This window comes from Brevibacterium sp. K72, assembly GCF_050562175.1.
Lineage (GTDB): Bacteria > Actinomycetota > Actinomycetes > Actinomycetales > Brevibacteriaceae > Brevibacterium > Brevibacterium casei.
Map to the genome: position 1 here is coordinate 2,108,229 of NZ_CP191582.1, position 21,204 is coordinate 2,129,432.

At 66.7% G+C, this 21,204-nt stretch carries 14 protein-coding genes; 8 read left to right on the plus strand and 6 right to left on the minus strand.

The window, feature by feature from the left end; all coding sequences use genetic code 11:
• The first annotated feature begins 53 nt into the window (after positions 1-53).
• A complete protein-coding gene (locus tag ACQ1RG_RS09350) occupies positions 54-1,139 on the plus strand; it encodes a GNAT family N-acetyltransferase (RefSeq protein ID WP_009379155.1) in 1,086 nt (361 codons plus the stop codon).
• Positions 1,140-1,144: 5 nt separating this feature from the next.
• Here ACQ1RG_RS09350 and ACQ1RG_RS09355 read toward each other — a convergent pair whose 3' ends face one another.
• Together ACQ1RG_RS09355 and ACQ1RG_RS09360 are read right to left on the minus strand one after the other, a co-directional pair.
• On the minus strand, positions 1,145-1,522 hold the full coding sequence (locus ACQ1RG_RS09355; protein WP_009379156.1) for a hypothetical protein: 378 nt from the start codon (positions 1,520-1,522) through the stop codon (positions 1,145-1,147).
• Positions 1,519-2,040, minus strand: a complete 522-nt coding sequence (locus ACQ1RG_RS09360; protein ID WP_009379159.1) for a PadR family transcriptional regulator — start codon at positions 2,038-2,040, stop codon at positions 1,519-1,521. Before ACQ1RG_RS09360 ends, ACQ1RG_RS09355 begins: the two co-directional genes overlap by 4 nt.
• Before the next feature lie 262 nt (positions 2,041-2,302).
• Between ACQ1RG_RS09360 and rpoB the strand changes: the two genes are divergently transcribed.
• Both rpoB and ACQ1RG_RS09370 read left to right on the plus strand, forming a co-directional pair.
• Positions 2,303-5,782, plus strand: coding sequence for a DNA-directed RNA polymerase subunit beta (gene rpoB / locus ACQ1RG_RS09365; protein WP_009379160.1), 3,480 nt, complete (start codon positions 2,303-2,305; stop codon positions 5,780-5,782).
• Between the two features lie 70 nt (positions 5,783-5,852).
• The gene (locus ACQ1RG_RS09370; protein WP_009379162.1) at positions 5,853-9,725 is read left to right on the plus strand and encodes a DNA-directed RNA polymerase subunit beta'; all 3,873 of its coding nucleotides are present in this window, start codon (positions 5,853-5,855) and stop codon (positions 9,723-9,725) included.
• 128 nt (positions 9,726-9,853) lie between these two features.
• On the opposite strand, the gene ACQ1RG_RS09375 is transcribed toward ACQ1RG_RS09370, so the two are convergent.
• From ACQ1RG_RS09375 to ACQ1RG_RS09390, 4 genes are all read right to left on the minus strand, one after another.
• Positions 9,854-10,879, minus strand: coding sequence for a 6-phosphofructokinase (locus ACQ1RG_RS09375; protein WP_009379164.1), 1,026 nt, complete (start codon positions 10,877-10,879; stop codon positions 9,854-9,856).
• Positions 10,876-11,559 carry a DUF1707 SHOCT-like domain-containing protein gene (locus tag ACQ1RG_RS09380; RefSeq protein ID WP_009379165.1) on the minus strand — a complete coding sequence of 228 codons (684 nt, stop codon included), beginning with the start codon at positions 11,557-11,559 and terminating at the stop codon, positions 10,876-10,878. The genes ACQ1RG_RS09375 and ACQ1RG_RS09380 overlap by 4 nt, the downstream gene beginning before the upstream one ends.
• Positions 11,560-11,710: 151 nt before the next feature.
• Positions 11,711-13,921 (minus strand): catalase/peroxidase HPI, encoded by a 2,211-nt coding sequence (gene katG / locus ACQ1RG_RS09385; protein WP_009379166.1) that lies wholly within the window; start codon positions 13,919-13,921, stop codon positions 11,711-11,713.
• Between the two features lie 103 nt (positions 13,922-14,024).
• Positions 14,025-14,489 (minus strand): Fur family transcriptional regulator, encoded by a 465-nt coding sequence (locus tag ACQ1RG_RS09390; protein WP_100227484.1) that lies wholly within the window; start codon positions 14,487-14,489, stop codon positions 14,025-14,027.
• Positions 14,490-14,963: 474 nt separating this feature from the next.
• On the opposite strand from ACQ1RG_RS09390, the gene rpsL reads away from it, so the two are divergent.
• From rpsL to ACQ1RG_RS09415, 5 genes are all read left to right on the plus strand, one after another.
• Entirely contained in the window at positions 14,964-15,338 is a 375-nt protein-coding gene (gene rpsL / locus ACQ1RG_RS09395; protein WP_009379175.1) for a 30S ribosomal protein S12, read from the plus strand.
• Positions 15,338-15,808, plus strand: a complete 471-nt coding sequence (rpsG, locus tag ACQ1RG_RS09400; RefSeq protein ID WP_009379177.1) for a 30S ribosomal protein S7 — start codon at positions 15,338-15,340, stop codon at positions 15,806-15,808. Before rpsL ends, rpsG begins: the two co-directional genes overlap by 1 nt.
• An 86-nt stretch (positions 15,809-15,894) precedes the next feature.
• Positions 15,895-18,000: an elongation factor G gene (fusA, locus tag ACQ1RG_RS09405; protein ID WP_009379179.1), complete on the plus strand. Its 2,106-nt coding sequence runs from the start codon at positions 15,895-15,897 to the stop codon at positions 17,998-18,000.
• A 115-nt stretch (positions 18,001-18,115) separates the two neighbouring features.
• Positions 18,116-19,309, plus strand: coding sequence for an elongation factor Tu (tuf, locus tag ACQ1RG_RS09410; RefSeq protein WP_009379181.1), 1,194 nt, complete (start codon positions 18,116-18,118; stop codon positions 19,307-19,309).
• Between the two features lie 134 nt (positions 19,310-19,443).
• Entirely contained in the window at positions 19,444-21,168 is a 1,725-nt protein-coding gene (locus ACQ1RG_RS09415; RefSeq protein ID WP_009379183.1) for a glycoside hydrolase family 13 protein, read from the plus strand.
• The last annotated feature ends 36 nt before the right edge of the window (positions 21,169-21,204 follow it).

The following is a 21,204-nucleotide window of genomic DNA, read 5'->3' on the forward strand; positions in this document are numbered from 1 at the left end:
CTCGGAGCGCTTCGCACCGCGGCGGGCGCAGGCACGCGAGGACAAGGAGATCGATGGAGATCACGCACATCCCGGCAGGCTCGCTCACCGAGTCCGAGATCGAGGACACCGTCGCCGAGGTGGTCGCCTTCGATCGCGTCGTCAACTCAGCCTCGGGTCTCGGCCCCGACTTCGACCCCCGCCCCGGAGAGGTGCGCCGGACGTTGCGGAGGACGAACGACTATCTCACGCACGCGCTGTGGCTCGGCCGCCTCGGCGCGGACATCGTCGCCAAGGGCATCGCCTACCTCAGCCTCAAGGACAACGAGGATGCCGCCGAGATCCACGTCGCAGTCCACCCCGAGCACCGCCGGCAGGGACTCGGCACCGAGCTGCTCGCGGCTATGGAGGAGCAGCTGGCCGGCGACGGACGGACGAGGTTGACGAGCTTCGGTGAGTCCCCGGCCGCGGTCGTCGATGCCGATCCGCGGATCGCGCGAGTCGCCGCGGCCTCGGGGACGGGGGCGCTGCCCTCGACCCTGCCGGAGGTCGCCTTCGCCCGCACCCACGGGTACTCTCTGCGGCAGCTCGAACGGTGCTCGGTCGTGCGGATCCGCGAGGCCGGGGGAGGGCTGGGTGCGGAGGACGAGGGCGACGACGGCTACACGATCCTCACGTGGGCCGGACCCACCCCCGAGGAGCACCTCGAGGCGCTCGCCCTCCTCCACCGGAGGATGTCGACGGACACGCCCGGGGCCGCCGACCTCGAGGAGGAGGAGTTCTGGGATGCCGACCGGGTGCGTGCGAACGACGCCGACCGGGAGGCATCCGGCAAACGGATGATGACGGCGCTGGCGATGAAGGGCGACGAGGTAGCCGGCTACACTCAGGCCGCCCACTTCGCCGACCGCCCCGAGGTCGGCGACCAGGGTGGGACTCTCGTCATCCGCGAGCACCGCGGGCACCGCCTCGGCGCGAGGCTCAAGAGGGCCAACCACGCGGCGCTGCTGCAGGAGTCGGCGGTCGAGCGGGTCTACACGTGGAATGCGGCGGAGAACACGTGGATGCTCGCGATCAACGACCTCGCCGGATTCGAGACGTTCGCGTGGACGAGCGTGTGGAAGAAGGTGCTGCCCACGGGCGCCACGGCGGGGGAGTGAGGCCGTCACCAGCCGAGCGCGATGACAAGGACGGCCACCGTGAGCACCGCCCCGGTCGGCACCATCGTCGCGCGTTCGGTCCGGCTGCCGGAGACTGCGTTGGCCACCGTGCTCAGGGCGAGCACGCCGACGAGCACCCATGTCGCGACGATGACGACGGTGGAGTCCCGGCCGGGCAGCACCCCCGTGCGGCTGAGCAGCAGGGCGGCGAAGACCGCGTAGGCGGCGAGGGTCGCGAGACTCGAGAGCCGCAGCCGGGTCGGCAGCACGCGTTCTCGCCCGCCCCAGAGCAGACTGCCGACGGGCAGCCCCGCCGCCCCGAGGATCTGGAGGGCGGCGAGGGCGGCGAGCAGCACCAGGGCGATGATCAGGGCGAGGGTCACGACTGCTCCAGGTCGTCGAGCCACTGCACTGCCAGGGCGTGGGAGCGCAGCCCGTAGTCAAGGGTGGCCCTCTCGAAGCGATGGTTCTCCCGCGCGGCATCCGGCACCTCGGCGGCATCGAGGTCAGCGGCGAGGGCTGTCAGCGCAGACGCATCGGCGTCGAGTCGCGAGCGGATCTCCGCGAGGCATGCCGCGCGCTCGGTCTCCGGCAGCCGGCCGAGCAGGTAGACCTTCGCGAGCATGGTCTGCTCCGGATTCGACCCGGTGGGTGGTTCGCCCATCCATTCCCGCCAGCGTGTCCGCCCTGCGGCCGTGAGCGAGTAGAGCCGGCGCCCGCGCGCCGAATCGGGAACGTCGTCGACCGTGACCCAACCGCTGTCGCGAGCACGGTCGAGGGCCCGCTGGATGCTGCCGAAGCTCGCGGCGTAGAACAGCGAGATCCCGCGGGAGAACCTTCGGTGAAGGTCGTAGAGGGTGCGCGGTCCGTCGTGGAGGAGTCCGAGAAGGAGGAACACCATGACCTGAATATACCCTTGAGGGATATCGATGTCACGGGTGGGAGACGGGGTTCGGAGACGGACCTTGCGGGACTTGACCGAATGCTATAAGCTTGATATTTGCGTTGCTGTGCCTGTGGCGTGCCTTCATATAGCGGGGGGCAGGCCAGTTCCACTCCAGTGAACCACGTCGTCGCCCGGTGTCGAAACCGACAAACGGATCGGCAGCCGGTCGGGGTGGGGTGGCAACGCGTCAATTGGTGAAGCACTCGGAAGGATCCCATTGGCCGCCGCCAACGATAACACCAGGACCGCTAATCCCCCCAAGAGAATCTCGTTCGCGAAGATCCGCGAACCGCTCGAGGTTCCCGACCTGCTCGGACTCCAGACCGACAGCTTCGACTGGCTCATCGGATCGGAAGCGTGGCAGGACCGCGTCGCCGAGGCCATCGAAATCGGAGACGACTCCGTCGCGACCACCTCCGGTCTCGAGGACATCTTCGAAGAGATCTCGCCGATCGAGGACTTCGGCGGATCGATGTCGCTGTCGTTCCGTGAGCACAGGTTCGAAGCTCCCAAGTACTCGATCGACGAGTGCAAGGAACGCGACATGACCTACTCGGCGCCGCTCTACGTCACCGCCGAGTTCATGAACAACAACACCGGCGAGATCAAGTCCCAGACCGTCTTCATGGGCGACTTCCCGCTCATGACCGACAAGGGCACGTTCATCGTCAACGGCACCGAGCGCGTCGTCGTCTCGCAGCTGGTCCGTTCGCCGGGCGCCTACTTCGAGTCGAGCGTCGACAAGACCACGGACAAGGACATCTTCTCCGCGAAGATCATTCCCTCCCGCGGTGCATGGCTCGAGTTCGAGGTCGACAAGCGCGACCAGGTCGGCGTCCGCCTCGACCGCAAGCGCAAGCAGTCGGTCACCGTGCTGCTCAAGGCCCTCGGCTGGACCGAGTCGAAGATCCTCGAGGAGTTCGGCGAGTTCGAGTCGATCCGCGAGACCCTGGCGAAGGACACCGTCTCCACGCAGGAGGAGGCGCTGCTCGACATCTACAAGAAGCTGCGTCCCGCCGAGCCCGCGACCGCCGAGGCTGCGCGCAACCTGCTCAACAACCTCTACTTCAACCCCAAGCGCTACGACCTGGCCAAGGTCGGCCGCTACAAGGTCAACCGGAAGCTCGGCGTCGATGCCCCGCTGTCGGACTCGGTGCTCTCTGTCGACGACATCGCCGCGACCATCCGCTACCTCGTCTCCCTCCACGCCGGAGTCGAGACGACGAAGGGTGAGCGCGACGGCGAGGAGATCGAGGTGCGCGTCAAGCTCGACGACATCGATCACTTCGGCAACCGCCGCATCCGCGCCGTCGGCGAGCTCATCGAGAACCAGGTCCGCACGGGCCTCTCCCGCATGGAGCGCGTCGTGCGCGAGCGCATGACCACCCAGGACGTCGAGGCGATCACGCCGCAGACGCTCATCAACATCCGTCCCGTCGTCGCCGCGATCAAGGAGTTCTTCGGAACCTCGCAGCTGTCGCAGTTCATGGATCAGAACAACCCGCTCGCGGGTCTGACCCACAAGCGCCGCCTCTCGGCGCTGGGACCCGGCGGCCTCTCGCGCGACCGTGCGGCGATGGAGGTCCGAGACGTCCACCCGTCGCACTACGGCCGCATGTGCCCGATCGAGACCCCCGAGGGTCCGAACATCGGTCTCATCGGTTCGCTCGCCTCCTACGCCAGGATCAACCCGTTCGGCTTCATCGAGACCCCGTACCGCAAGGTCGTCGACGGCGTCGTCACGGACGAGACCGAGTACCTCACCGCCGATGACGAGCTCGACTACAACATCGCGCAGGCGAACGCCCCGCTGACCGACGATCAGCGCTTCGCCGAGGAAGAGGTCCTCGCCCGTCCGAAGGGCGGCGGCGGCGAAGCCGAGCTGGTGCTCCGCGACCAGATCGACTTCATGGACGTCTCCGCACGTCAGATGGTGTCCGTCGCCTCGGCGCTCATCCCGTTCCTCGAGCACGACGACGCGAACCGCGCCCTCATGGGTGCGAACATGCAGCGCCAGGCTGTGCCGCTGGTCATGTCCGAGGCCCCCGTTGTGGGCACCGGCATGGAGTACCGTGCGGCCGTCGACGCCGGCGACGTCATCGTCGCGGAGAAGGCGGGCGTCGTCACCGAGGTCTCGGCTGACTTCGTCACGGTCCTCGCCGACGACGGCACGATGCAGACCTACCGGGCCGCGAAGTTCAAGCGCTCGAACCACGGCACGTCCTACAACCAGCGCATCATCGTCGACGAGGGAGACCGCGTCGAGGCCGGTGCTGTGCTCGCCGACGGACCGTCGACGGAGAACGGCGAGATGGCTCTCGGCAAGAACCTCCTCGTCGCGTTCATGTCGTGGGAGGGCTACAACTTCGAGGATGCGATCATCCTCTCGCAGCGTCTCGTCCAGGACGACGTCCTCTCCTCGATCCACATCGAGGAGCACGAGGTCGACGCCCGCGACACGAAGCTCGGTGCCGAGGAGATCACCCGGGACATCCCGAACATCTCGCCCGACGCCCTGGCCGACCTCGACGATCGCGGCATCATCCGCATCGGCGCCGAGGTCACTGACGGCGACATCCTCGTCGGCAAGGTCACCCCGAAGGGTGAGACCGAGCTGACCCCGGAGGAGCGTCTGCTCCGGGCGATCTTCGGTGAGAAGTCCCGTGAGGTCCGCGACACCTCGCTGCGCGTGCCCCACGGCGAGATCGGCACCGTCATCGGCGTGCGCGTCTTCGACCGTGAGGACGACGACGAGCTCTCGCCGGGCGTCAACCAGATGGTCCGCGTCTACGTCGCCCAGCGACGCAAGATCACGATCGGTGACAAGATGGCCGGCCGTCACGGCAACAAGGGCGTCATCTCGACGATCCTGCCGGTCGAGGACATGCCGTTCCTCGCCGACGGAACCCCCGTCGACGTCATCCTCAACCCGCACGGTGTGCCCCGTCGTATGAACATCGGCCAGGTCTTCGAGATCCACCTCGGTTGGATCTCGAAGCAGGGCTGGAAGATCGAGGGCAACCCCGAGTGGGCCGAGGAGCTTCCGCAGCTCGCCCGCGAAGCCGAGGCCGGCACTAACCTGGCCACCCCGGTCTTCGACGGTGCCCACGAGCAGGAGCTGCGCGGACTGCTCGACGCCACGACCCCGAACCGCGACGGAGACCGACTCATCGACTCCTCGGGCAAGGCCCAGCTGTTCGACGGTCGCTCCGGTGAGCCGTTCCCGTACCCGATCTCGGTCGGCTACATGTACATGCTCAAGCTCCACCACCTCGTCGACGACAAGATCCACGCGCGGTCGACCGGCCCGTACTCGATGATCACCCAGCAGCCGCTCGGTGGTAAGGCGCAGTTCGGCGGTCAGCGCTTCGGTGAGATGGAAGTCTGGGCCCTTGAGGCCTACGGCGCTGCGTACACGCTCCAGGAGCTGCTGACGATCAAGTCCGATGACATCCCGGGCCGCGTCAAGGTCTACGAAGCCATCGTCAAGGGTGAGAACCTGCCCGACCCGGGAATCCCCGAGTCGTTCAAGGTCCTCATCAAGGAGATGCAGTCCCTGTGCCTCAACGTCGAAGTCCTGTCTTCCGACGGCGGCCAGGTCGAGATGCGCGACTCGGAGGACGAGGTCTACCGCGCAGCCGAAGAGCTCGGCATCGACCTGTCCTACCGCGAAGCCCAGACCGTCGAAGAAGTCTGAGCACTTCCACTCCAACCGACACAAGAATTTCTGATGGACCACGAGTCCATCGCCAGGAAAGAGGATTTACGTGCCTGACGTTAATTTCTTTGATGAGCTGAGGATCGGTCTCGCCACCGCGGATGACATCCGCGGCTGGTCCCACGGCGAGGTGAAGAAGCCTGAGACCATCAACTACCGCACCCTCAAGCCGGAGAAGGACGGACTCTTCTGCGAGAAGATCTTCGGTCCCACCCGTGACTGGGAGTGCGCCTGCGGAAAGTACAAGCGCGTCCGCTTCAAGGGCATCATCTGCGAACGCTGCGGCGTCGAGGTGACCCGTGCCAAGGTGCGCCGTGAGCGCATGGGCCACATCGAGCTTGCCGCTCCCGTGACCCACATCTGGTACTTCAAGGGCGTCCCCTCGCGCTTGGGCTACCTGCTCGATCTCGCGCCGAAGGACCTCGAGAAGGTCATCTACTTCGCCGCGTACATGATCACCTCTGTTGACGAGGAGTCCCGTCACCGGGATCTGCCGAGCCTGCAGAACAAGATCGACGTCGAGAAGCAGCAGATCGGCGACCGCCGCGACGCTGACATCGACCGTCGTGCCAAGAAGCTCGAAGAGGATCTCGCAGCGCTCGAGGCCGAGGGCGGCTCCGCCCAGGCGAAGAAGAAGCTGCGCGATGTCGCCGACAAGGAGATGGACAAGCTGCGCAAGAACGCCGATCGCGAGATCGACCGTCTTGAGCAGGTGTGGGACAGGTTCAAGAACCTCAAGGTCAACGACCTCGAGGGCGATGAGAGCCTCTACCGCGAGATGTTCGCCCGCTTCGGCCTCTACTTCACCGGTGCCATGGGCGCCGAGGCGATCCAGAAGCGCCTCCTCGACTTCGACCTCGAGGCCGAAGCCGAGAAGCTGCGCGAGCTGATCAACACCGGCAAGGGACAGCGCAAGACCCGCGCGCTCAAGCGCCTCAAGGTCGTCAACGCGTTCCTCACCACGGACAACAACCCCGAGGGCATGGTCCTCGACGTCGTCCCGGTGATCCCGCCCGAGCTGCGCCCGATGGTCCAGCTCGACGGCGGCCGCTTCGCGACCTCGGATCTCAACGACCTCTACCGTCGTGTGATCAACCGCAACAACCGCCTCAAGCGGCTCCTCGACCTCGGCGCCCCCGAGATCATCGTCAACAACGAGAAGCGGATGCTCCAGGAGGCCGTCGACTCGCTGTTCGACAACGGCCGTCGCGGACGTCCTGTGACCGGACCGGGCAACCGTCCGCTCAAGTCGCTCTCCGACATGCTCAAGGGCAAGCAGGGCCGGTTCCGTCAGAACCTGCTCGGCAAGCGCGTCGACTACTCGGGCCGTTCGGTCATCGTCGTCGGTCCGCAGCTCAGCCTCCACCAGGCCGGTCTGCCCAAGACCATGGCCCTGGAGCTGTTCAAGCCGTTCGTGATGAAGCGCCTGGTCGATCTCAACCATGCGCAGAACATCAAGTCGGCCAAGCGGATGGTCGAGCGCCAGCACCCGCAGGTGTGGGACGTCCTCGAAGAGGTCATCACCGAGCACCCGGTGCTGCTCAACCGCGCACCGACCCTGCACCGCCTCGGCATCCAGGCGTTCGAACCGCAGCTTATCGAGGGTAAGGCCATCCAGCTCCACCCCCTCGTGTGCTCGGCCTTCAACGCCGACTTCGACGGTGACCAGATGGCTGTCCACCTGCCGCTGAGCCCCGAGGCGCAGGCTGAGGCCCGCATCCTCATGCTCTCGGCGAACAACATCCTCAAGCCCTCCGACGGCAAGCCCGTGACCATGCCCTCGCAGGACATGATCATCGGCCTCTACCACCTCACCTCGGAGCGCAAGGGACTCGCCGGCGAGGGCCGGTCGTTCTCCAGCCTCGGCGAGGCCATCATGGCCTTCGATCACGGCGAGCTCGACCTCGGTTCGGTCGTGACCATCCGCCTCGAGAACGTCGTTCCGGGTGCGGACCTCGAGGTTCCCGAGGGCTGGGAGCCGGGTATGCCGCTCGACGTCACCACGACGCTGGGCCGTGCCCTGTTCAACGAGTACCTGCCCGCCGACTACACGTTCGTCAACTCGACGATCGACAAGAAGGCGCTGAGCCGGATCGTCAACCACCTCGCCGAGGAGTACCCGAAGGTCGAGGTCGCGCACACGCTCGACAACTTCAAGTCCGGCGGCTTCCACTGGGCGACTCGTTCGGGTATCACCGTGGCGATGTCGGACATTGTCTCGCCCGAGGCGAAGACGGAGATCCTCGACAACGCCGAGGCGCTCGACACGAAGGTCCAGCAGCAGTACGAACTCGGTGCGCTCACCGACGACGAGCGCCGCAACGAGCTCGTCAAGCTGTGGACCGAGACCACCGAGAAGGTCGACCAGGTGATGCGGACGAACTTCCCGGAGGAGAACTCCGTGCTCCGCCTTGTCGACTCGGGTGCGTCCGGCAACTGGATGCAGGTCCGTCAGCTCGCCGGTATGCGCGGTCTGGTGACGAACCCGAAGGGTGAGATCATCCCGCGTCCGATCACGTCGAACTACCGTGAGGGACTCTCGGTGCTCGAGTACTTCATCGCCTCCCACGGCGCCCGCAAGGGCCTCGCGGACACGGCGCTGCGTACCGCTGACTCCGGTTACCTCACGCGTCGACTCGTCGACGTCTCGCAGGACGTCATCATCCGCACCGCGGAGACCGATTCGACCAAGGGCATCACCCTGCCCGTGGCCGAGCGCGACCACGACGGCAACCTCGTTCCGCACGAGTTCGTCGAGACCAGCGTCTACGGCCGTCTCACGGTCTCCGACGTCACCGACGCCGACGGCAACGTCATCGTCCCGGCGAAGACGGACGTCACCGCTGAGGTCGTCGACACCCTCGTGGCCGCCGGCATCGAAGAGCTCAAGGTCTACTCCGTGCTCACCGCGGATTCGGACACGCAGATCTCGGCGATGCACTACGGTCGTTCGATGGCCACCGGCAAGCTCGTCGACATCGGCGAGGCGATCGGCACGGTCGCTGCCCAGTCGATCGGCGAGCCCGGCACGCAGCTGACGATGCGCACCTTCCACACCGGTGGTGTGGCGGCGTCCTCGGGTGACATCACCCAGGGTCTGCCCCGTGTCACCGAGCTCTTCGAGGCCCGCACCCCGAAGGGCTTCGCCCCCATCGCCGAGGCGACCGGTCGGGCGAAGATCGACGACAGCCGCAAGACCCGCTTCGTCGTCATCACCCCCGATGACGGCAGCGAGGAGATCGAGCACGCAGTCTCCAAGCGCGCCCGCCTCCTCGTCGAGGACGGTCAGCACGTCAAGGCGGGCGAGCAGCTCGTCGTCGGTGCTGTCGATCCGAAGCAGGTGCTGCGCATCCGCGGTCGCCGTGAGGCCGAGCGCTTCCTCGTCGAGCAGGTGCAGAAGGTGTACCGCTCGCAGGGCGTGGGCATCCACGACAAGCACATCGAGGTCATCGTACGGCAGATGCTGCGTCGCGTGACCGTCATCGAGTCGGGCGACACCAACCTGCTGCCCGGCGAGCTCGTCGACCGCGGCCGCTACCAGGCGGAGAACCGTCGCGTCGTCGCCGAAGGCGGACAGCCGGCTTCGGCCCGTGACGAGCTCATGGGCATCACGAAGGCCTCGCTGGCCACCGAGTCGTGGCTCTCGGCTGCGTCCTTCCAGGAGACCACGCGCGTCCTCACCGAGGCCGCGATGGAAGGCAAGTCGGACACGCTCATGGGGCTCAAGGAGAACGTCATCCTCGGTAAGCTCATCCCGGCCGGCACCGGCCTCCAGACGCACCGCAACATCGTTGTGGAGCCGACGGAGGAGGCGAAGGCCGAGATGTTCACCAACAGCTACGGTGACTTCTACGCGGGCATCGGCGCCGACTCCGGCTCCGCGATCCCGCTCGAGGACTACGACTACGGCGCCTTCAGCTGAGTCTGAGTTCCAGACCGCCTGAGGTCTGAACGGCAGAGGGGCACCCACCGACACGGTGGGTGCCCCTCGTGCATTCAGCGCTTGGGCCGCCGCTCGCGCGGTTGCGACGCCTTCCGCGCGGATCGCGACTACCCGAAGAGAACCTGCGCCTCTTCCCAGCGGTCGAGCGGCACCGTCTTGAGGCTGTCGACGGCCGAGGCCATCTCGACGGCGACGATGTCGGTGCCCTTGAGGCTCGCCATCTTCCCCCATTGCTCGTCGTGGGCGAGGTCGGCTGCGGCCATGCCGAGCCGGGTCGAGAGCACCCGGTCATACGCGGTGGGGGAGCCGCCGCGCTGCAGGTGTCCGAGGATCGTCGCGCGGGTCTCGATGCCCGTGGTCTCCTCGATGAGGGGTGCGAGGTAGTTCGCGATGCCGCCGAGGCGGGCCCGGCCCCGGCTGTCGAGACCGCGGTCGGCGATCTGCTCGTCGAGGCCCTCGGGCACGAAGCCTTCGGCGACGACGACTATCGGGGCGCGACCGCGGTCCCTCGCCGAGGTCACCCACTGCCCGATCTGGTCCATCGAGACGGGGAACTCGGGCATGAGGATCGCGTGCGCGCCGCCGGCCATACCCGAGTGCAGCGCGATCCAGCCGACGTTGCGGCCCATCACCTCGATGACCATGCACCGGTGGTGCGACTCAGCGGTCGTGCGCAGCCGGTCGATCGCCTCGGTGGCAATCGACTGGGCGGTGTCGAAGCCGAACGTGTAGTCGGTGTTGTCGAGGTCGTTGTCGATCGTCTTCGGCACCCCGACGATGTTGAGCCCCTCCTCCTCGACGAGGCGCGAGGCACCCGAAAGCGTCCCCTCGCCGCCGATCGCGACGATCGCATCGATGTCGTGGGCGGCCATCACCTCGCGCATCCGCGCCGGACCGCCGTCCTCGTAGGGGTGAGTGCGGGAGGTGCCGAGGATCGTGCCGCCGCGTCCGGACAGGCCGCGGACATCGAGCATCGACATCTCGAACACGTCGTCCTCGAGGAGTCCCCGCCAGCCGTCCCTGATCCCGACGAACGAGGAGCCGTGGGAGCGGATGCCCTTGCGGACGATGCCGCGGATGACGGCGTTGAGTCCGGGGCTGTCGCCGCCGGAGGTGAGGATCCCGATTCTCATGTCAGCTGTCCCTGGTCCTTTCCTCGGTAGCCCTTCGCCAGGTGGATGTCGTGGCCGGCCATGAGCGACATGCCCTTGAGCACGAGCGTTCCGTTCGATCCGTCGCCGCGGGCGGACTGCCGGACCTCGTTGCCGGCCATGATGTTGATCGTCTCGTCCTTGATCCGCACGCCCGGCGGGACGTAGATGTCGTTGCCGCCCCACATCGCGAAGGAGTGGAGCTCGACGGTGACACCGGGGCCCATCACCTCGCAGAGGTCGATGTTGTCCCCGCCCATGAGCGCGTACGTCGTCACCTCGGCGGTGCCGGCGGGCACGTCGATCTCGCGCCCGGACATGATCGCCACGGAGTTCACCGGCGCCGAGGTGCCGGGTGCGGCGAGCGGCGACAGCGGTGCGGGTCGGTTGCCGGGGACGATCTGCGATCCGGGGGTCGTTCCGCCCGTCTGCGCCTCGAGCGATCGGTGGAGGTCGTTGCCCTCGGGAAGGTCGACGATGAGCGGCATGAGTTCGTCGAGGTACTTCGCCGCGATCGCCTCGTCCTGCCGCTCAGCGGTCTCCTCGGGGTCGAGGCGACCGTTCGAGACGGCGTCGGTGATGACGGCGAGCACGGCGTCGCGGTCCTTGTCAGAGGCGCGGATCCGCGGACGGGAGGGGAGCTCTGGCTGTTCGTCGGACATGGTCACCAGTGTAGCGGGGACCACACCCGCCGACCGGGGACAGCACACGGGCGGTGCCCCTGGTTGGGGCACCGCCCGTGCGGTGCGGAACCGTGCCCTCGCCGAGGCGGTGGCGCGGGGTCCGTGCCACCGCCTCGGCGAGGGGGTCGGCTCAGCGCTTCAGGTCGTAGCGGTCGGCTTCGACGACCTTCGTCCAGGCACGGACGAAGTCGGTGACGAACTTCTCCTGCGCATCGTCGGAGGCGTAGACCTCGGCGATCGCACGCAGCTCGGAGTTCGCACCGAAGAGCAGGTCGACGCGGCTGCCCGACCACAGCTTCTCACCATCGGGGGAGTAGTTCTCGTAGAGGTTCGTCGTCGCCGAATCGCCGACGGCCTTCCACGTGTTGCCGAGCTCGAGGAGGTTGACGAAGAAGTCGTTCGTCAGCTGCTCCTTGCGGTCGGTGAAGACGCCGAGCTCGGAGTCCTCGTAGTTCGCCCCGAGGACGCGCAGGCCGCCGATGAGGACGGTGAGCTCGGACGGGGTGAGCCCGAGCAGGCTCGCCTGGTCGAGCAGGAGGAACTCCGCGGCCAGGGGCAGATCCGGGGTGAGGTAGTTGCGGAAGCCGTCGTGGGTGGGCTCAAGGTAGGAGAACGACTCGATGTCGGTCTGTTCCTGCGAGGCGTCCCCGCGACCGGTCGAGACCGGGACGGTGATGTCGTGGCCGGCCGCGGCGGCGGCGGTCTCGACGCCCACGGCACCGGCGATCGCGACGACGTCGGCGAAGGAGGCGCCGGTCTGGTCGGCGATGCCCTCGAGGACGCCGATCACCTCGGCGAGCTTCGCGGGCTCGTTCGCCGTCCAGTCACGCTGCGGTTCGAGGCGCAGGCGCCCGCCGTTGACGCCGCCGCGCATGTCGGAGACGCGGTGCGAGGAGGCGGCGGCCCACGTCGTCGAGACGAGCTGGGACACGCTCAGACCCGAGTTGCGGATCGAGGCCTTGACGAGCTCGAGCTCACCGTCGTTGAGAGGGGTGCCGACGGGAACCGGGTCCTGCCAGATGAGCTCCTCGGTGGGAACCTCGGGTCCGAGGTACCGGGTGGCCGGGCCCATGTCACGGTGGGTGAGCTTGAACCAGGCCCGGGCGAACGCGTCCTCGAAGGCGGCCTGGTCGTCCTTGAAGCGGCGCGAGATCTTCTCGTAGGCGGGGTCGAAGCGCAGGGAGAGGTCGGTGGTGAGCATGCGCGGCTCCCGGCGTCCCTCACCCTGGGCCATCGGGACCATGTCGTCGCCGCCGCCGTCGATCGGACGCCACTGGATGTGGCCGCCCTCGTTCTCGAACTTCTCCCACTCGTAGGCGAAGAGGATGTGGAAGAACTCGTTGTCCCAGCGGGTCGGATGGTAGGTCCACGTGACCTCGATGCCGCTGCCGATCGAGTCATTGCCGTGCCCGGTGCCGAAGTCGGACTTCCAGCCCAGACCCTGCTGTTCGAGCGGGGCGCCCTCGGGGTCGGCGCCCTTGTGGCTCTCGGGGCCGGCGCCGTGGGTCTTGCCGAAGGTGTGACCGCCGGCGATGAGGGCGACGGTCTCCTCGTCGTTCATCGCCATCCGACCGAAGGTGTCGCGGATGTCGGCAGCGGCCTTGAGCGGATCGGGCTCGCCCTCAGGGCCTTCCGGGTTGACGTAGATGAGACCCATCGTCGTCGCCGCCAGCGGCTTCTGCAGCTCGCGGTTGCCCGCGTAGCGCTTGTCGGTGCCCAGCCATTCGGTCTCCGAGCCCCAGTAGACGTCGTTGTCCGGCTCCCAGACGTCCTTGCGTCCGCCGGCGAAGCCGAAGGTCTTGAAGCCCATCTGCTCGAGGGCGACGTTGCCCGCGAGGATGAAGAGGTCGGCCCAGGAGATCTTCTTGCCGTACTTCTTCTTCAGCGGCCACAGCAGACGCCGGGCCTTGTCGAGTCCGACGTTGTCGGGCCACGAGTTGAGCGGGGCGAAGCGCTGCTGGCCCTCACCGCCGCCGCCGCGACCGTCCTGGACGCGGTAGGTGCCCGCCGAGTGCCAGGCCATGCGGATCATGAACGGGCCGTAGTTGCCGAAGTCGGCGGGCCACCAGTCCTCGCTCGTGCGCTGCATCTCCGCGAGGTCGGCCTTGAGAGCGAAGTAGTCGAGGCTGTTGAACTCGGCCGCGTAGTCGAAGTCCTCATCCATCGGGTCGCGGGCCGGCTGGTTCTTCGCGAGGATCTTGAGGTTGAGGCGGTTGGGCCACCAGTGGGAGTTGGCGTCGCCCTGCATCGGAGAGGTCAGGGACCCGGGCTCGGTGGTCGCGGTTGCCGTCGAGTCGCCGTGGACGACCGGGCAGCCGCCCGTGGTGGAGGTTTCGGACATGGGGGTTCCTTTCGGGTTCGAGCCGCAGCGCGGCTCAGCTGTGGTCCTCGGCAGCGGTTGCCCGCAGGCGTCTGCGCCGGTTCACGCGACAGAGGTGCGTTGCTCAGTCTCCCCGGTCGCTCGGTCCCTCACTGCCGCTGCGGCAGTCGGGGCAGAGTCCCCAGAACGTCACCTCGGCCTGGTCGACTGCGAATCCGTGATCGTGCGACGGACTCAGACAGGGCGCCCGGCCGACCGTGCAGTCGACATCGACGATGAGACCGCACGACCGGCAGACGAGGTGATGGTGGTTGTCGCCGATGCGCCGCTCGTACCTGGCCACGGACCCGGACGGCTGGATGCTCCGGACGAGGCCGACCGCGGTGAGCGTGTGCAGCGAATCGTAGACGGCCTGATGGGAGACGTCCGGCAGGCTCTCCCTGACGGACCGGATGACGGTCTCGGTGTCGGCATGGGGGTGGGTGTCCACCGCCGCCAGCACCGCGACCCTCTGCTTCGTCACGCGCAGGGAACTGCTCCGCAGGGTCGCGGAATAGTCCTCGGCGTGCACGCGTTCTTCCTCTGACACACCTTCACCCTGCCCCGTTTTCTTGAATGAGTCAAGGAAGCGGGTCCTCAGCCGTGCCTCCTCGCCGAGGTGGCTGCCGGGCCGGAGGGCCGTGTGACCCCGGTCTCGCCGGGGCGGAGGCCCTCGCGCTCCCGTTCCGGCAGGGTGCCGGTGGTTTTGACCAGAGGCTCGCGCACGCGATATTCTGGGATGCGACTGATTGTGTTATCTGCGTCGTCGGACGATCATGCCAGGTGTTCTGTGAGGCCTGGGACCAGTGTGAGTGCGACCGGCGCAGGCCGCCGAAACCGCGGGCCTCTGCGCGTGTGTGTCCTTGCGACACTCCCGACCGCAGGGTGCGTGACATCGCGCGGATACTGGCATCGGGAGTCAAGCTTCACCCGGTGTTCAGTCGGATATGTCCCACGGTTCACAGACGCGCATGCGCGACCGATGTGGGAATTAGGTTCATCGAGAAGCAATGGAGAACGCTTAGTGCCGACAATCCAGCAGCTCGTCCGCAAAGGACGGCATAACAAGTCCGCAGGGTCCGACGCCCCTGCCCTCAAGGGCAGCCCCCAGCGTCGCGGCGTGTGCACCCGTGTGTACACCACGACCCCCAAGAAGCCGAACTCGGCTCTTCGCAAGGTCGCTCGTGTCAAGCTCTCGAGCCAGATCGAAGTGACCGCGTACATCCCCGGCGAGGGACACAACCTGCAGGAGCACTCGATCGTGCTCGTCCGCGGCGGCCGTGTCAAGGACCTCCCGGGTGTGCGCTACCGGATCGTGCGCGGTTCCCTCGACACCCAGGGTGTCAAGGGCCGTCAGCAGGCCCGCAGCAAGTACGGAGCGAAGAGGGAGAAGAAGTAATGCCGCGCAAAGGTCCCGCACCCAAGCGACCGATCGTCATCGACCCGGTCTTCAACTCGCCGCTCGTCACGCAGCTGATCAACAAGATCCTGCTCGACGGCAAGCGGTCGACGGCCGAGCGCATCGTCTACGGTGCCCTCGAGGGAACTCGTGAGAAGAACGGCAACGACCCCGTCGCCAACCTCAAGAAGGCCCTCGACAACATCCGTCCGTCCCTCGAGGTCCGCTCCCGCCGTGTCGGCGGTGCGACCTACCAGGTTCCGGTCGATGTCCGTCCTGCTCGTTCGACCACCCTCGCGCTGCGCTGGCTCGTCGGCTACGCCCGCCAGCGTCGCGAGAAGACGATGACCGAGCGCCTCATGAATGAGATCCTCGACGCCGGCAACGGCCTCGGTGCCGCAGTCAAGCGCCGTGAGGACACCCACAAGATGGCCGAGTCCAACAAGGCCTTCGCCCACTACCGCTGGTAATCGTCGCCCCCGCCCCCGGTCGGTCCGCTCCGGACCGACCGGGGGCCGGGGGAGTCGATCAAGTCATCGATTGAGAGAGAGACACCGTGGCACTTGACGTGCTCACCGACCTGAACAAGGTCCGCAACATCGGCATCATGGCCCACATCGATGCCGGTAAGACCACCACGACCGAACGCATCCTGTTCTACACCGGTGTGAACTACAAGATCGGCGAGACCCACGACGGTGCCTCGACGATGGACTGGATGGAGCAGGAGCAGGAGCGCGGCATCACGATCACGTCGGCCGCGACGACCTGCTATTGGCACGACTACCAGATCAACATCATCGACACCCCCGGGCACGTCGACTTCACCGTCGAGGTGGAGCGCTCGCTCCGCGTCCTCGACGGCGCCGTCGCCGTGTTCGACGGCAAGGAAGGCGTTGAGCCGCAGTCCGAGACCGTGTGGCGTCAGGCCGACAAGTACAACGTTCCGCGCGTGTGCTTCGTCAATAAGATGGACAAGCTCGGTGCGGACTTCTACTTCACCGTGCAGACCATCAAGGACCGCCTCGGTGCGAAGCCGCTCGTCATCCAGCTGCCGATCGGCGCCGAGTCCGAGTTCGAGGGCATCGTCGACCTCCTTGAGATGAAGGCCTACATCTGGCCTGACGAGTCCAAGAAGGGTCAGGACATGACCGAGATCGAGATCCCCGCGGATCTCAAGGACAAGGCCGAGGAATACCGCGCCCAGCTCGTCGAGGACGTCGCCGAGAGCTCTGAGGAGCTCATGGAGAAGTACCTCGAGGGCGAAGAGGTCTCCATCGAGGAGATCAAGGCCGGCATCCGCTCTCTCGTCATCAACTCCGAGGCCTTCCCGGTCATGTGCGGTTCCGCGTACAAGAACAAGGGCGTCCAGCCCATGCTCAACGCGGTCCTCGACTACCTCCCCTCGCCGCTCGACGTGCCTCCGATGATCGGACACAACCCGAGCAACGAGGAAGAGGAGATCGTCCGCAAGCCCGACGTCAAGGAGCCGTTCTCGGCGCTCGCGTTCAAGGTCGCCACGCACCCGTTCTTCGGTGCGCTGACCTACGTCCGCGTGTACTCGGGACAGGTGAAGTCGGGTGAGCAGGTCCTCAACGCCACGAGCGGGAAGAAGGAGCGCGTCGGAAAGCTCTTCCAGATGCACTCCAACAAGGAGAACCCGGTCGAAGAGGCGATCGCGGGTCACATCTACGCGTTCATCGGCCTCAAGGACACCACCACCGGTGACACCCTGTGCGACCCGGCACACCCGATCGCGCTCGAGTCGATGACCTTCCCCGAGCCCGTCATCTCCGTGGCCATCGAGCCCAAGACGAAGGGCGACCAGGAGAAGCTCTCGGCTGCCATCCAGAAGTTCGTCAAGGAAGACCCGACCTACCAGGTCGAGCTCGACGCGGAGACCGGTCAGACCGTCATCCGCGGCATGGGCGAACTCCACCTCGACATCCTCGTCGACCGCATGCGTCGCGAGTTCAAGGTCGAGGCGAACGTCGGCAAGCCGCAGGTCGCGTACCGCGAGACGATCCGTCGGGCCGTGGAGAAGTACGACTACACCCACAAGAAGCAGACGGGTGGATCGGGACAGTTCGCGAAGGTCCAGGTCACCTTCGAGCCTCTCGAGGTCGACGGCGACACGATCTACGAGTTCGAGAATGCCATCACGGGCGGCCGCGTGCCGCGCGAGTACATTCCGAGCGTCGACGCTGGCATCCAGGACGCCATGCAGCTCGGTGTCCTCGCCGGCTACCCGCTGGTCGGCATCAAGGCCACCCTGGTCGATGGTGCCTACCACGACGTCGACTCCTCGGAGATGGCGTTCAAGATCGCCGGTTCGATGGTCCTCAAGGAGGCCGTCCGGAAGGCGAACCCGGTTCTGCTCGAGCCGGTCATGGAAGTCGAGGTGCGCACCCCTGAGGAATACATGGGTGACGTCATCGGCGACCTCAACTCTCGGCGTGGCCAGATCCAGTCGATGGACGACGCTTCCGGCGTGAAGGTCGTCCGCGCGATGGTCCCGCTCTCGGAGATGTTCGGCTACATCGGCGACCTGCGGTCGAAGACCCAGGGCCGTGCGGTGTACTCGATGCAGTTCTCCAGCTACGCGGAGGTCCCGAAGGCTGTTGCCGACGAGATCATCCAGAAGGTGCGCGGCGGAGAGTGATCTCCTAAGGCTCATCGCCAAGGTGATGTAGAACAACATCACCGGAATGAAAGATAACCAACAAAGGTCTAAGATATGAACCGCATATCTTTTGCCAACCACGAGGAGGAACCCAGTGGCAAAGGCTAGTTTCGATAGGACTAAGCCGCACGTCAACATCGGCACCATCGGCCACGTTGACCACGGAAAGACCACCTTGACCGCTGCGATCACCAAGGTCCTGGCGGACAAGTACCCCGATCTCAACGAGGCACGTGCCTTCGACCAGGTGGACAACGCACCTGAGGAGAAGGAGCGCGGCATCACCATCAACGTCTCGCACGTTGAGTACCAGACCGAGAAGCGTCACTACGCTCACGTCGATGCCCCGGGTCACGCCGACTACATCAAGAACATGATCACCGGTGCTGCTCAGATGGACGGCGCGATCCTCGTCGTCGCCGCCACCGACGGTCCGATGCCGCAGACCCGTGAGCACGTCCTGCTCGCGCGTCAGGTGGGTGTGCCCTACATCGTCGTGGCTCTCAACAAGTCCGACATGGTCGAAGACGAAGAGCTCCTCGAGCTCGTCGAGTTCGAGGTCCGCGACCTCCTCTCCAGCCAGGAGTTCGACGGGGACAACGCTCCCGTCGTCCAGGTCTCCGCTCTCAAGGCCCTCGAGGGCGACGAGAAGTGGGTCAAGACCGTCGAAGAGCTCATGGACCAGGTCGACGACTTCGTTCCCGAGCCGGAGCGCGACGTCGACAAGCCGTTCCTCATGCCCGTCGAGGACGTCTTCACGATCACCGGTCGTGGAACCGTCGTCACCGGTCGTGTCGAGCGCGGCGTCCTCCTCCCCAACGAGGAGATCGAGATCGTCGGCATCAAGCCGAAGTCCTCGAAGACCACGGTCACGGCCATCGAGATGTTCCGCAAGACCCTGCCGGACGCCCGTGCAGGTGAGAACGTCGGTCTGCTTCTCCGCGGCACCAAGCGCGAAGACGTCGAGCGCGGTCAGGTCATCGTCAAGCCGGGTTCGATCACCCCGCACACCAAGTTCGAGGCCCAGGTCTACATCCTGAGCAAGGACGAGGGCGGCCGTCACAACCCGTTCTACTCGAACTACCGTCCGCAGTTCTACTTCCGGACCACGGACGTCACCGGCGTCATCACGCTGCCCGAGGGCACCGAGATGGTCATGCCCGGCGACAACACCGACATGTCGGTCGAGCTCATCCAGCCGATCGCCATGGAGGAGGGCCTCCGCTTCGCCATCCGCGAAGGTGGACGCACCGTCGGCGCCGGTCGAGTCACCAAGATCATCGAGTGATCTGACTCGTCTGAGTGAACTCAGCCTTCGGACCCCGGTCTGAAGCAGTTCAGGGGCCGCAATCCCGTACAGGGATTGCGGCCCCTGTCGCGTCTATGCTGGAGACGTCGGACTTCGATCCCGTGAGGAGACCCATGACGACAGATGCAGCGAGGCCGCAGGAGCGCGGCAGGCCCCAGCCTTCGGTCCCGCCCTCGCCGAGGTGGTCCGACGACGCCGTCATCTACCAGATCTACCCCCGGTCGTTCGCCGACGGAGACGGCGACGGAGTAGGGGATCTGCGGGGCACCCTCGATCGCCTCTCGCACATCGTCGACCTCGGGGTCGACGCGATCTGGCTCTCGCCCTTCTACCCCTCACCGCAGAACGACGCCGGCTACGACGTCGCCGACTACGTCGACGTCGACCCGCTCTTCGGCAGCCTCGACGACTTCGACGAGCTCGTCGCCCGCGCCCACGACGCAGGCATCCGCGTCATCGTCGACCTCGTGCCCAACCACACCTCGTCGACGCATCCGTGGTTCCAAGCGGCCCTGACCGCCGAGGCGGGGGACCCCGCCCGCGATCTCTACGTCATCCGCCCCGGCCGAGAGGGTGGGGACGCCCCGCCGAACAACTGGACCTCGGTCTTCGGCGGTCCCGCCTGGACCCGCCTGCCCGGCAGCGACGACTGGTACCTCCACATCTTCGACCCCACCCAACCCGACCTCGACTGGTCGAACCCGGCCGTGCACGAGGAGTTCGCCGATATCCTGCGCTTCTGGCTCGACCGCGGCGTCGACGGCTTCCGCGTCGACGTCGCCCACGGACTCGTCAAGGCCGAGGGGCTGCCCGACCATGTCCCCGCGCTCGAAGCCTCGGGCGAGCCGGTGCCCTCGTCCTCACCGACGGCCGCCTCGCCGTTCTTCGACCAGGACGGGGTGCACGAGATCTACCGTGAGTGGAGGAGGATCCTCGACGCGTACCCGGGGGAGAGGATCCTCGTCGCCGAGGCGTGGGTCGAACCCCTCGAGCGTCTCTTCCGCTACGTCCGCGCCGATGAGATGGATCAGGCCTTCAACTTCACGTTCCTCATGGCCGGCTGGGATGCTCCCGGTCTCGCCCGTGCGATCGAGGGCACCTTCGCCGCGGCCGCTGAGGTCGGCGCGGCACCGACCTGGGTGCTCTCGAACCACGACACCGTCCGCCACCCCAGCCGCTTCGGGGTCGCCGAACCTCCGCCCCACCAGCGGGGCATCGGACCCGACGACCCGCAGCCGGATCTCACGCTGGGACGTCGTCGCGCCTCGGCGATGGCGCTCATCGAACTGGGACTGCCGGGATCGGCCTACATCTACCAGGGTGACGAACTCGGGCTGCCCGAGCACACGCAGCTGCCCGCCTCGGCGCGGCGCGACCCGGTCTATGCGCGCAGCCGCGGAGCCGAACTCGGCCGTGACGGGGCCCGCACCCCGTACCCGTGGTCCGCCTCGGCGCCGCATCTGGGTTTCGGCACGCCGGCGGGGGAGGAGACGTGGCTTCCCCAGCCCAAGGGCCACTCCGTCCTCGCCCATGACATCCAGAACGACGACCCCGAGTCCCAGCTCCACCTCTACCGGGGACTGCTCCGGACCCGCCGGGAGCTCGGGATGGGTCGGGGAGCGTTCGCGTGGCACCCCCTCCACGATCCGCGGCGGGGACTCCTCGCCTTCACCGTGACGACGGAGACCGCCGCGGTGCTCGTGGCCGCGAACCTCTCGGAGGTGCCGATCGCCCTGCCCGAGGCGGTCGGGCGGCCGACCCTGGCCGCAAGCGGACCTGCCGCATGGGACGAGGGGACGCTGTCGGGCGAGAGCGCAGTGTGGGTGCCACTGGCATGAGTGCCGACTTGAGGTAATGTGTGATCCAGGTGGCAG

Bases quoted from the DNA above. Each gene is read 5' to 3' on its own strand.
- ACQ1RG_RS09380 (WP_009379165.1), bottom strand. From the start codon at position 11,559: ATGTCCGACGAACAGCCAGAGCTCCCCTCCCGTCCGCGGATCCGCGCC.
- ACQ1RG_RS09415 (WP_009379183.1), top strand. From the start codon at position 19,444: ATGACGACAGATGCAGCGAGGCCGCAGGAGCGCGGCAGGCCCCAGCCT.
- ACQ1RG_RS09350 (WP_009379155.1), top strand. From the start codon at position 54: ATGGAGATCACGCACATCCCGGCAGGCTCGCTCACCGAGTCCGAGATC.
- rpsG (WP_009379177.1), top strand. From the start codon at position 15,338: ATGCCGCGCAAAGGTCCCGCACCCAAGCGACCGATCGTCATCGACCCG.
- ACQ1RG_RS09375 (WP_009379164.1), bottom strand. From the start codon at position 10,879: ATGAGAATCGGGATCCTCACCTCCGGCGGCGACAGCCCCGGACTCAAC.
- katG (WP_009379166.1), bottom strand. From the start codon at position 13,921: ATGTCCGAAACCTCCACCACGGGCGGCTGCCCGGTCGTCCACGGCGAC.
- ACQ1RG_RS09360 (WP_009379159.1), bottom strand. From the start codon at position 2,040: ATGGTGTTCCTCCTTCTCGGACTCCTCCACGACGGACCGCGCACCCTC.